We start from the raw sequence: 12,449 nt of genomic DNA, 5'->3' as shown, positions 1-12,449 counted from the left end.
ACTATATAGCCAATCCAAATCAATCATGCCATCGATCACCTAAAATTAATTCCGGCGCTCCAGCCAAAACTCCAGATAGCTTTATGGCGTGAATTCCCGCGGCATTGTTAAGCAATTCTTATGTTCCCTAGGCCAATACTTATCTGTAAAATCCGTTATTTTTTAATTATTGCCATTGGAGCAACAGCAAAATGGGTAGAGCCTACCAAAATCGTAAAGTATCTATGGCCAAAACGGCTGATGCCAAGACAAAGGTCTACAGCAAATATGGCCGTGAGATATATGTAAGCGCTAAATCGGGAGGTATTGACCCGGCTGGAAATTTGGCATTGCGGGGATTGATTGAGCGTGCCAAGAAAGACCAGGTTCCTGCCCATGTTATCGAGAAGGCCATCGACAAGGCTAAAGGCAGCGGCGGCGAAAATTTTGAGCCGGCGCGTTACGAAGGCTTTGGTCCTGGCGGCTGCATGGTGATCGTCGACTGCCTGACCGATAACCCTAACCGTACTTTTGGCGACGTGCGCCAGTGCTTTACCAAAACAAAATGTAAAATCGGCACTCCCGGCACAGTCAGCCACATGTTTGACCATGCCGCCATTCTGGCGTTTCACAATGCTGACGAAGACGCTGTTCTTGAGGCGTTGCTTTCAGCCGATGTCGATGTGACCGATATTGAAAACGATGAGGGGAAAATCACCGTCTTCACGCCCCAGGCCGACTATTTCAAAGCCAAGCAAGCGTTAATGGATGCTTTCGGCGAGATTGATTTTGAGGTGGACGAGATTCAATTTCTGCCCAGAACGGCCACGACGATCAGCGGCGATGATCTGGTACTGTTTGAAAAGTTCCTGGATATGTTGAACGATCTGGATGACGTGCAGAATGTTTATCATGATGTCGAGCTTTGACGGCCTTATCGCTTAAAGCGATGGCACACTACGATGCGTTTGGGCTATATAACGGCATTGCCGCCAAAGACGACTTGGCTAACTTTGCGACAAGCCTTTAAAGTATCAACCTCTGTTTCGATACTAAAAAACCGCCTTTGCTTTTGCCAAGAGGCGGTTTTTGAAGCAGGTCAGTCGGATGCGCTACCTATTATTTTAAAACTTGCTATACGTTAGTGAATATGTACTTCACGGGATTTCACGGTATCGCTTCTTCGTAAGGCATAGTCGTCCCCATCTTGGGTTCTCTTGGTTCCATCCTCATTGAACTCAATGAGCGTCCCTTCATCTTCAATATGATAGCGCCGTGTTTTCGTTCCTCCTTTTTTGGGCGTTAAAACAACGGTCTGAATTTCATCATTCCAGCTGTATTTGCCTTTTTCATAATACTCCCTTGAGGACTCTCTGGCATACTGAGTCACCAACAGATAATTGTTATTCTGTTTTAAAGACAGCGTCGTTTTAACTCCAGCGCAATCGTCGCAAGGGAGATAGCCGTAAAACACGCCGCGAAATACTTTGCTTTCATCGACGTGGTTTTGGTGCGCCGTGTGATCTACTTCATCCTGGTGGATCTTTGCACGCGCTTTGGCGAACTCTTCCTGAGCTTCAAGGTCTGTTGCCGCCATTGCAGGAACCGCAGTAATCAGACTGCTAAAAAGTAAAAAAGCCAGATTGTGTTTTAATTGTTTTTTCAATGTTCGCATGATGACCTCCCAGAAAATTAACGATGGTTGTGCTGGTGGAAAATTTACCAGATTTACCAAAGATTTACCAAAAAGAGCTTCTAATCAATCCAAATTTTCAATCGGCTGGTTAGTGGCTCAATACTGACTGCCGTTAAGATAAGCAGGAACTGTGGACACACTTTACGGGAAGATAGAGTGCTTGCTGCTCGAGCTGTGCCGGTATTGGGCGGGTACATCAGGTTCACACTTTTTATGTGCTGCCTGATTGTACGCCCGCAGCAGAAATTTCGGTTTTTTCAGAAACGGCTACTTCGCCCAAAATGGCGGTTTTGTCAGGGTTGCCTTTAGTTGACCAGTGTATGGCCGCGCTGACGCATACATTTTTTGAATGATCGTTTAAAGTCCTCGTTGGCTTCATAACCTTTCCACAATCCGGCAGGGATAGCCAAAATAGCACCGCCCGCGGCGCCTGTCGCAGCACTGCCCGCTATAGCGCCAACCGCAGCGCCGCCTGCTGCACCCGTAACAGCGCCAACACCAGCGCCCATCCCGATTTCTTTCGTAACATCCGATGCTTGATCCGCCAGTGTCTTGCACTCCAGCATGTCGCGCTGAACGGTTTCAGGATGCTGGTCCATGCGAGGATCGACAATCGGACGCCAGCCGCTCACGGATGCGCAGCCGGTGGCTAATGCAGAAAGAACCAGTATTGTTGATAAATTACTTCTTTTCATGTTTTTCTCTAATAAAAAAGGGCATATTTTAATCGTTAAAGGAAATTTTATAATTTTAAAATTAGCGCAGAGTTAAATAATTGCTTTTAAGTACTTGGCGGATAGTGAAGCGATCTTGCTGATCGACCGCTTATGGCGGCGGTAAAGCCTGACTCTATGACTGCTGTCGACTTTGTGATTGTGCGATTTAAACAGGCCGAAGGAAGTTGGTCTGTCACCCGCGTGGGCCAAAGGCCTAAAGATGTCTGAGCATAGCGGTTTCATTCGGCTTGTTCGACGCCAACTCAATCAATCCCTGAATATATTCCAATGCCACGTCTTCATGACGGGTCGCCAGATACATGGTTTTTGTTAACGGCAAATTTTTAAAGCGCAGGCTGTCCAGCGACAGTTTGCCGGCCTTTTCTGCCAGCAGCCATTCCGGCAGCAGACAGACGCCGCGCCGGCTGGCTACCAGCTGCAGCATGATGTCGGTTTCCTCGACAGTGATGTGGTTCAACGGCTCAATGCCGGCGGGTTGCAGGATTTTCCGGAACATGTCCAGGCGTTCCCGGTCAACTGGATAGGTCAGAACGACCTCCTGTTGCAGGTCCGAGGGCTCGATAAAGCCGCGCCCGGCCAGGCGGTGCCGGCTTGCGACGATGAGTACCAGTTCAAAATCGAACAAGGGCTGATAATGCAGCACGCCGTTAAAGGCGGGATCGGACGTCAGGACCGCGTCCAGCTTATATTGCCCGATAGCTTCAAAGGAGTTGAACCGGTAACGGGACGTGACTTCGACAGCCAGATCCGGCCAAGCCAGCAGATAAGGCTGGAGGATGGTGCGGAACCATTCATAGCAGGCATGGCAGTCGATGCCGACGGTCAGTTTGCCGGTTTTTCCGGCACCCAGCAGGGCCAAGTGCTGTTCGGCGGAATCAACGGTGGCAATGACTGATTCGGCGACATCGGAGAGGTATTTTCCCGCCTGGGTCAGCATCAGCATGCGTCCCTGCTTCCGCCACAGGATGACTCCCAGGCGCTGTTCCAGATTTTTCATTTGATGGGATAGGGCTGACTGGGTCAAGTGCAGCTGTTCGGCGGCGGAGCTTAATGTCCCGCTCCGCTTGAGCGCCAGCAGGATGCGCAGATGGATCAGTTCCATTTATGAATTTTTCTCATCAAATGGTGAGAAACTATCAATATTTATCATGTTACGCAAGCCCTACAATGCGCTTGTCCCTTAAATACACGACGAGAGCAATAACAATGATAAAAATTCACAATCTGGGCTTTCCCCGTTTGGGCGAAAACCGTGAACTGAAATTTGCCTTGGAGCGCTACTGGCGGGGCGAGATTGATCAGCCGGCCCTGGACGAGGCTGCCGCCGAAATCCGCCAGCGTCATTGGCGACTGCAAGCCGGCTGCGGGCTGGATCTTATCCCTGCTGGTGATTTTTCCTACTATGATCATGTGCTGGATACCAACGCCATGCTCGGTGTTGTGCCTGAGCGCTTCGGGCCTTTGACACAACCGCTGGGCCTGGATACTTATTTCAGAATGGCGCGAGGCCGGGCTACCGATGGACAGGCGTATCGAGCCTGCGAAATGACCAAATGGTTTGATACCAACTACCATTACCTGGTCCCGGAACTGGAGCCGGACCAACAGTTTGCCTTGTCCAGCACCCGATTATTCGATGAAACGGGCGAACTGCAGGCGTTGGGCTTCAATCCGAAACCGGTTCTGCTGGGGCCGTTGACCTGGCTATGGCTGGCAAAATCGAGAACCGATTTTAACAAGCTGGACCTGCTGGATCGCCTGTTGCCGGTTTATGGGGAAATCATTCAGCGCCTGGCCGGACAGGGCGTGGAATGGATTCAAATTGATGAGCCCATCCTGGTGCTGGACCTGCCCGTTGCCTGGAGCAGCGCCTTTGAAACCGTTTATCACCGCCTGCAGAACAATGCGGTCAAAATCCTGTTGGCCACGTATTTTGGCGAGCTGAACGCACATGCCTCATTGACCTGTAAATTGCCGGTGGCTGGACTTCATATCGATCTGGTCAAGGGAATCGAGCAATTGACGCACGTCCTCGATAATTTCGCCGATCACAAAGTGCTGTCGCTGGGGCTGGTTGACGGGCGCAACGTCTGGCGTACCGACCTGGATTCGGCGCTGGCGACTGTCGCCGGCGTACGCGAACGTTTCAAGGGCGAGCTCTGGCTGGCGCCTTCCTGTTCATTGCTGCATGTGCCGATTGACCTGGAGCTCGAGACTGCATTGGATGAAACGGTTAAATCCTGGCTGGCGTTTGCCCGGCAAAAACTCTCGGAACTGGCGGTTTTGCGCCGGGCTGTCGAAGAAGGAACGGCGGCGGCCGAGCCGGAGCTGTCGGCATCAAGCGCTGCTATCCGTTCTCGCCGGAAAAGCGGTTTGGGGCATAATCAGGCCGTTCAGGCCCGGATTGCGGCCATCGATGAAGCCATGGGCCGGAGGCGGAGCAGTTTTACGGTACGGCGTGAACAACAGCAAATCAGGCTCAGGCTCCCCAGCTATCCGACTACGACAATCGGCTCATTTCCGCAAACGCCGGAGGTCCGCAGGGTTCGCCACGAATTCAGGCAGGGCCTGCTCAGCGAGCAGGATTATAACCAGCTGATGGAACAGCAGATCGAGCACTGCATCCGCGAGCAGGAGGAACTGGGCCTTGATGTGCTGGTGCATGGCGAATCGGAACGCAACGACATGGTGGAATACTTCGGGGAACAGCTGGACGGCGTCCTGACCACTGCCCACGGCTGGGTGCAATCCTATGGAACGCGCTGCGTCAAACCGCCGATCATTTACGGCGATATCAGCCGGCCTGTGCCTATGACGGTGCGCTGGATCACTTATGCGCAAAGCAAGACCGGCAAACCGATGAAAGGCATGTTGACCGGCCCGGTCACTCTATTGAATTGGTCCTTCGTCCGAGACGATCAGCCTCGTTCGGTCACTGCCTATCAGCTGGCGCTGGCCTTGCGCGATGAAGTGCTGGAGCTCGAAAAGGCCGGTATCCCTATCATTCAGATCGATGAACCGGCTTTCCGGGAAGGGCTGCCGCTGCGCCAGTCGCAATGGGCCGAGTATCTGGATTGGGCGGGGCGCGCTTTCCGCATCAGCGCCAGCGGCGTCCAGGACACTACGCAAATTCACACGCACATGTGTTATGCGGAATTCAATGACATCATCGAGGCCATTGCCGGACTGGACGCCGATGTGATCACCATCGAGGCCTCGCGATCCGATATGGAACTGCTGGATGCGTTTATCGATTTCCGTTATCCGAACGACATAGGGCCGGGCGTCTACGATATCCATAGCCCGAATGTCCCGACGACGGAAGATATTGTCTCGCTGTTGAAAATGGCCGGCGAAAGAATCAGCCACAAGCAGTTATGGGTCAATCCGGATTGCGGCCTGAAAACGCGGCAATGGGATGAAGTCCGGAAAGCGCTGGCTAATATGGTTGAAGCTGCAAAAATATTGCGTTCTGCTGAAATGGAAGGCGGGGTTTTGCCCTGAATGAGCGGCGCATAGCGAACGGGTAGTACAGAACCTTAAATATTTTGCCGGGCTTTTCGGAGGAAAAGCCCGGTTCGGGTTGCTTTCGATTTCCACGGACAAGACGCACGAAGTAACGCTTGATTGCGGAAGCGGGTCCGCCTCACGTTGCCCGGCACTTTTTTAGAGATGCCTGCCAGTCCGCTGCGGCGATAGCGGGATTCAATCCACGGGGATGAAAGAAACCCGATGGTCAGAGTAATTGCCAGATAACGCTCGCTCTGAACTTAATAACCCTATCGTATGGAGAATTAATAAAATTAGCGTGAAAACTTATGAAACGATTGGATTCGGAAAGCATCTAAATTAAAGCTGGCTCTGAGACTGGCTCTATGGGGGGCGAATAGGTCCGGGCCGAAGAAAAAGAGGGTTTGTTCAAGCCGAAGTGGATAATAAGGAACAACTGGAGTATTTCATAATGCACAGAGCCATTACCGCGATCTCATTTATGTTGTTTGGGGCTTCAATCTTGATTTTTATTTCGGCACTATTAATTCCCGTGCTGAGCGAATCGACTTCGCAGAAGGTAATCAGTAAAACAGAAGCCTATAAACCGTCTGGATCTCCTGAAAAGATTGTCAAAAAATCGGTGCCTGAACAAACGCAGGGACCGGTTGCTCTTAATAAACCGGCCTTACCCATAACGCAGTTGGAAAGCAAGGTAGAGCCAAACGATAACGCAAATGATCGAAATCGAAAGGATCCGATCGTCATGCCTTCGAAGGATCCCAACATCGCGCCTTCGAAGGATCCCAACGTCATGCCTTCAAAGGATCCCAACATTACGCCTTCGAAGGATCCAAATGTTACTCTTTCTAAGGCTCAGAACGCCATGCCTTCACCACAGGCTTCTCCTGAACCCGTTGTTGCGCAAATTCATGCGAAACTGCCAGAGCCGGTAAATCCAATGTCTGCAGAGGAAAAACGCCCTGCTGAGCACAAGCCGGCGCGCCTGCTTGTGCTTGATGGAAGCTCGTTTCCTCCGGGGGAGGTAAGACCCAATGCAAAAGCACAGAGAGCGATTGATGCCATTGTCCCGCTTATCAGCGCGCAGCCTTTGGATAAGGTCATCGTTGAAGGACATGCCGACAAATCGACACCGATCGGCTTTAGTTCTGCTCAGGCCCTTAAATGGAACAAAATCGTCTCGATGCAGCGTGCAAAGGTAGTTGCCCAGCTGCTGAAGCAGAAAGGAGTCGCCAGCGACAGAATCCTTGTTAAAGGTCTTGGCGATGCCGTTCCGCTTGCTTCCAACCTCACTTGGGAGGGGCGGTCGAAGAATCGTCGCGTAGAGATAAGACTAGCGCCTGCACGACAGTAGTAAATTAAATTTGCTTTGCCTGGAAGGCATTTGTTCAGAAAGTTTGTCGTATGGATGGATAGGCCATGGGCAGAAAGAGGGCTTAATGGCAGAGGGGCGATTGGTACGGAAAGAAGTACTGGAGTTAAAAAACTCTTGATGCCTGTACCCGAAAAGACCGGAATGATCCGGTTGGGCGTGCCGCCGAATACAAGATGAACTGTTACTTTTTCTCACATAGGAATTGCATATCAACCCTGAATTGAAAAGTTAAAGGTATTTAATAAAACTTCACAAGGACGGCAATCTCTGCCGGGTGATTATGGATGAAGTACATAATATTTCAGACGCTGTGCTGAAGCGTATCCGTCTTTTGAACAATCTGGAACGAGGTGGTATGTATACAAATCATTTTTCATTACAAAGCCTGCCGTTTGAAAACGTGTCTGATCCGGCATGTTTTTTCGAACGAGGCGATTACAGTCGCGTGCTCAGCCGCATAATTGATAGTTTATGGGCGGGAAGAGGCTTGATGGTAGTGGTAGGGCCCATCGGCACAGGGAAAACCACCTTGAGCCAAAAGCTCATAGTATCCATCCCCGAGAAAACCAGAATAATCTGGTTGGGTGAGCCGCCGGATACCAGTGATGAACTGTTGCTTTTTCTCACACAAGAATTGCGGATCAGGACTGAGCTGTCCGGCAGAGTTTTTGTTTTAAGAGATCTCAAGGACTATTTGATAAAGCTCCATAGCGAAGGCAATCGTTGCCTGCTGATCATAGATGAAGCGCACAAGATATCCGACGATGTGCTGGAGTGTGTTCGGCTTTTGAATAATCTTGAACACGGCAATATCAAACTAATACAGATGCTCCTGATCGGACAGGAGGAATTTCTTGATAAATTGTCCCAGCCTAACCTGGAGTCGTTCAAACAGCGCATCGCTTGGCTAGAGGCCATTGGCAGAATGACGCCTCTGCAAACGCATGAATATATCATGCATCGATTGAAAATCGCGGGCTGCCAGTCAAGAATTTTTACCGACGAGGCTATTGAAACGCTTATAGGCGCCGCCCGGGGCACGCCTCGTCTGGTTAATACATTTTGCGACAGGGCGCTTCGTGTCAGCTATGAAGCCAACAAAACTTTAGTTGATCTGGAGAGCGTCAGGCGGGCAGCCGATGAAATAGGGCTAGGGAGTGAAGTCTATTTATCGCTGCCGAGCCGTCAACGGGAGAAACCGGCGCAAAATGCCGCACCGCAAGCTTCGCCTTTAAAGAACAATTTCAGCCAGGCTGCGCCCACTCCAAGAAGAAGCCCAACCAGACCGGCCGACAAAATCCAATCGGCACGTGCGCATCAGGGCAATTCTTCCTGGACGTTTCCGATATTGCTGCTTTGCGGCTCTATTTTATTGTTTGCAGCGAGTCTTTGGTTTTTTTTGTCTTATAGAGCAAACCTGTGAGCGGGAGCTCGACATTTTAATTTCAGAAGTCTGATAACGTTTTTCTATAGTTGCGGGTCATGGAAGAAAAGATATTATGACGGAAAGCATATGGTCAGGATAGAAACTACAGCATTTGCAGAAAGATGTGATATTGCCAGTCAATCAAACAACGTGAACTGATTGACGAAAATGCTGTTGAGGCCGGCGTGCGGATGCTAATCTACTCCCGATTGCACGCTATAGGAGAAAGCGATGAATATTGCCCACCAACACTCTTCCGACCCCGTACGGACGCGGCTGCTCAAGGCTGCTTTGGAATGCTTTTTAGCTGACGAATACCACAAGGTCACTACCCGCCTGATTGCCGAGAAGGCCGACGCCAACATTTCCATGATCCGCTACTACTTCGGCAGCAAAGAGGGGCTGTACGAGGAGATGATCCGGGATACGCTGGGCCCGCTGCTGGATGTGCTGGACGGTCCGATGTTGTCATCGGCAGAAGGTCTTTCGAGCTTCTTTCGTCTCTATTACGACACGATGACCACACGGCCGGAATTCCCCAAGCTGATCCTGAAAGTGCTGGCACTGAACCAGGGCCCGGGGCGGCGTTTTATTCAACAGCTGCTGGAACGCGGGCGCACACGGGGCGCGCGGAAAGTGGCCGACTTGAAAACGCAAGGGCAGATCGCGCCATCGGTAGATCCGGATATCCTCAGGATGGCTTTCGTCAGCCTGGCCATGACGCCGATGCTGTTGAAAGACATTTTCGAAGAACAAATGGGCCACGCGATGGATGACGCTTTCATCGAAGATCTGGCCAGCTTCAACGGCCAACTCTTTACGGCGGGCCTTGCGCCGGCAACGCACCGGTAACGGAGGGGCTATGCCGTTGCAGAAAAATGCCGGAGCCGTTCGGCGGTTCTCCAAATTGATGAAATTCGCCGGTTGGCTGCAAAACATCCCGAACAGGATTACACCGCCGCCGTTCCGCCTCATGCAGATCGGCTCGGCGTTCTGGCAGTCGCGGGCACTTTACGTCGCCGCACGGCTCGATATAGCCACCGTGCTGGGCAGCGAGCAGCTCGCCGCAGACGAGATTGCCGCTCGCGTTTCCGCGGAACCTGATGGCATCTACCGATTGCTCCGGATGTTGGCGGCACTGGGCGTTTTCGAGGAGGTGTCGCCTCGCGTGTTCACCAACAATAGCCTTTCTGCTTATCTGAAGGAGGACAATCCGAAAAGCGTACGCGCAATGATTCTGATGCATAACTCAGAAGAGATGAGCCGGCCGTGGTACGAGCAACTGGAACAGGGCATGCAGAGCGGACATGTTTCGTTCCAGCTCACGCATGGGCAGGAACTGTACGGTTATATGGATAGCCATCCCGAATTCGATCGCCTGTTCTCGCTGGCGATGGACAGCGTGGAAGCGCTGGCCGGCGACAGCTTCGCGCTGGACTTCGATTGGGGACGCTTCGAGCGCGTCATTGACATTGGCGGGTCAAAAGGCAGTAAATCCCTGGCAATCCTGAAACGGCATCCGCACCTGAAAGCCCTGGTGATGGATCGTGCCCAAATTGTCCGTGAAGCGGAACACTATTGGCTAAGGCGCGAGGCTCCGGCTCTGCTGGCGAGGCTGAGCTTTCAGACCGGCGATCTGTTCGAATCGATTCCTGAGGCGACAAGCGACAAAGACATCTACTTGGCGTGCGCTGTTTTACATGGCATGGATGATGAAGACTGCGTCAAGGTTTTACTCAATCTCGTTATTGCAATTGGGAACACCGGCGCCCGGATTGCGCTCATGGAATTGATTGTTTCGGAATTGAAGGCCGATTATTCCAGTGCGGCTTTCGATATGCAGATGTTCGTGAATACCCGAGGCAGGGAAAGAACGCTTGCTGAATGGCAAAACCTTTTCGATCAGGCCGGACTGATGCTTGAGGAGGTGATAGGCCTTCAATCAATCGGGAAGATACTGGTGCTGAGGACTGGAACTTAACGATTAGGAAAAGGCAATCCATATCATCGGCCAGGGTCGATTTTGCGTGTTGATTGCCGGAAAATCCGAACAATGGCAGACTTGGCAATTTATAATCCAGCCTTCAATTAAGCCGGATAACAGTAGGCACGAAGCTAAGCGCAGCCCGATAGCGCTTATAGCGCAAAGTTGTTTGAGCACCACTAGACAGTCTAGAAGAAGCTGATGAAGCAGCCACAAACTCCCGCCAACAAGTACATTCCAGGACATCGTACCTGACCGAAGCTATTGCCAAGCAAAATGAGGCCAAGCTGCCTTATGAGAATATGCGATACGTTTATCTAAATATATCGTTTTATTCAATAACGATAGCTCACTAAGATAAAACCTAAGCAGCGGGCTGGGCGCGGAACAATGAAGTTACATGCCCTATTTCTGAGCTTTTTATTTCAAAAAGCACTGGATCAGTGCGTCCCTTATTTGGCCTTATGGCTTTATTAGACTAAAGCACCAGATTGGCACGACTGATTAACATGGGCACGATATATGCTAAGTTAAAGGTCGGGCTATCAGATGCATGCTGGGGCATTGACCAGACGGGAAGCGCTGCCCTTTATCAGTTGAGATGAAAATGGGCTCAACTTAACAAGCCATTTTTTTTCGTTATCGACTGAGGGAAGCTTGTCATATGATCGTCATATAGTTAGGTTACAGTATGGTCAATGTTTTAAGAAAAGCTTAAGTTTTTGTACGAGAGGGCGAGGATTAGCCCGGATATAAGGATATAGGGAAGCGCCATGACAGGAAAATATGGCCGGATTCCCAAAAGAGACACCTGAACGGTCGGCGGCGCCTTAGGCATCCAATGGATACTTCGATGGCGACGATCGCAGAAGGAATTTACCGAGTGCTTTAGGGAGTTTGAGGAAACGCTACGGTAAATAATCTCTCATTCTGATAGGTTCAGGATGGGTTATGTTAATAATACTAAAAATAGAGATAATTAATTATGAAAAATAAACTGATGAAAACATTGGTAGCGGGTGTTCTTTTAACTGCAACGGGTTTGGCTTCTGCTGAGCCTGTAGCTTTGACTGATGCTCAGATGGACAATGTTTCAGCTGGCGCGCTTTTGGGTTTGGATTCTGTGCTGAGCAGCACTCTGACTCTGGTAAACGGTCTTCTGGGATCAGTAGTCACTACAGTAGACGCAGTATTGCCTGAAGTAAGTTTGCAAGCCGGCGCGACTGTTACTGTAGGCGCTGGTTTGGCATTATCTTTATAAGCCAAGCCCTTGCGCATGGAGTACCCCAGGCTTTCAATGCCTGGGGTACTCCAGTACAAATGTCAAAAAGCCATTGCAAAAATTTAATGACGGAAAGGAACAATTCATGAGCCAGGGCAAGGAAGATGATTGGATGATCTATAAGGTCGTTGTTAACCACGAACAGCAATATTCAATCTGGCCAGACTTTAAGGCTATCCCGGACGGTTGGCAGGCCGTCGGCAAGGCCGGGAGTAAAGAAACCTGTCTGACATATATCAAAGAGGCATGGAGCGATATGCGGCCTTTTAGTCTCCGCAGCAGGATGGATGCTGCCAGGCAGTCAGCGGCAGCGGGTTGAGAGTCAGTTCAGCTGACCCAGGAGCGGGAGCATGTGCCTGGTTCCCGGTTGCAAGCCGTCAGTCGGCAGTAAAGGTACTGTCTATTTTTCACAAACAGGGTAGCGGGTTCCCTCGTCTTCAAGAGTAATCTATCTGCGACG

Annotated in this window: 11 protein-coding genes; 8 read left to right on the top strand and 3 right to left on the bottom strand. The window is 50.8% G+C overall.

The annotated features are described in order from the left end of the window. Positions 1-191 precede the first annotated feature (191 nt). Positions 192-908: a YebC/PmpR family DNA-binding transcriptional regulator gene (locus ACTNE6_RS16865; protein ID WP_442497562.1), complete on the top strand. Its 717-nt coding sequence runs from the start codon at positions 192-194 to the stop codon at positions 906-908. 212 nt (positions 909-1,120) lie between these two features. Here ACTNE6_RS16865 and ACTNE6_RS16860 read toward each other — a convergent pair whose 3' ends face one another. The 3 genes from ACTNE6_RS16860 to ACTNE6_RS16850 form a co-directional block, all read right to left on the bottom strand. Next, positions 1,121-1,654, bottom strand: a complete 534-nt coding sequence (locus ACTNE6_RS16860) for a copper resistance protein NlpE (RefSeq protein WP_442497561.1) — start codon at positions 1,652-1,654, stop codon at positions 1,121-1,123. Between the two features lie 326 nt (positions 1,655-1,980). Next, a complete protein-coding gene (locus tag ACTNE6_RS16855) occupies positions 1,981-2,370 on the bottom strand; it encodes a glycine zipper family protein (RefSeq protein ID WP_194970867.1) in 390 nt (129 codons plus the stop codon). A gap of 235 nt (positions 2,371-2,605) precedes the next feature. Beyond that, entirely contained in the window at positions 2,606-3,514 is a 909-nt protein-coding gene (locus ACTNE6_RS16850) for a LysR family transcriptional regulator (RefSeq protein WP_442497560.1), read from the bottom strand. 104 nt (positions 3,515-3,618) lie between these two features. Between ACTNE6_RS16850 and metE the strand changes: the two genes are divergently transcribed. The 7 genes from metE (at position 3,619) to ACTNE6_RS16815 (ending at position 12,308) form a co-directional block, all read left to right on the top strand. Then, positions 3,619-5,916, top strand: coding sequence for a 5-methyltetrahydropteroyltriglutamate--homocysteine S-methyltransferase (gene metE / locus ACTNE6_RS16845; RefSeq protein ID WP_442497559.1), 2,298 nt, complete (start codon positions 3,619-3,621; stop codon positions 5,914-5,916). A 457-nt stretch (positions 5,917-6,373) separates the two neighbouring features. Continuing rightward, positions 6,374-7,276, top strand: coding sequence for an OmpA family protein (locus tag ACTNE6_RS16840; RefSeq protein ID WP_442497558.1), 903 nt, complete (start codon positions 6,374-6,376; stop codon positions 7,274-7,276). Between the two features lie 376 nt (positions 7,277-7,652). After that, the gene (locus tag ACTNE6_RS16835; RefSeq protein WP_194970901.1) at positions 7,653-8,720 is read left to right on the top strand and encodes an AAA family ATPase; all 1,068 of its coding nucleotides are present in this window, start codon (positions 7,653-7,655) and stop codon (positions 8,718-8,720) included. A 234-nt stretch (positions 8,721-8,954) separates the two neighbouring features. After that, positions 8,955-9,575, top strand: a complete 621-nt coding sequence (locus ACTNE6_RS16830; RefSeq protein ID WP_442497557.1) for a TetR/AcrR family transcriptional regulator — start codon at positions 8,955-8,957, stop codon at positions 9,573-9,575. Positions 9,576-9,585: 10 nt separating this feature from the next. After that, positions 9,586-10,704, top strand: a complete 1,119-nt coding sequence (locus ACTNE6_RS16825) for a methyltransferase (RefSeq protein ID WP_442497556.1) — start codon at positions 9,586-9,588, stop codon at positions 10,702-10,704. 988 nt (positions 10,705-11,692) lie between these two features. Then, positions 11,693-11,968 (top strand): hypothetical protein, encoded by a 276-nt coding sequence (locus ACTNE6_RS16820; protein WP_442497555.1) that lies wholly within the window; start codon positions 11,693-11,695, stop codon positions 11,966-11,968. A gap of 106 nt (positions 11,969-12,074) precedes the next feature. Further along, positions 12,075-12,308 carry an MbtH family protein gene (locus tag ACTNE6_RS16815; RefSeq protein ID WP_442497554.1) on the top strand — a complete coding sequence of 78 codons (234 nt, stop codon included), beginning with the start codon at positions 12,075-12,077 and terminating at the stop codon, positions 12,306-12,308. Positions 12,309-12,449: the final 141 nt, after the last annotated feature.

This window comes from Methylobacter sp. sgz302048 (assembly GCF_052162025.1).
Lineage (GTDB): Bacteria > Pseudomonadota > Gammaproteobacteria > Methylococcales > Methylomonadaceae > Methylobacter.
Note: the sequence above shows the minus strand (reverse complement) of the source record. Positions and strands in the feature narration are given on the sequence as shown.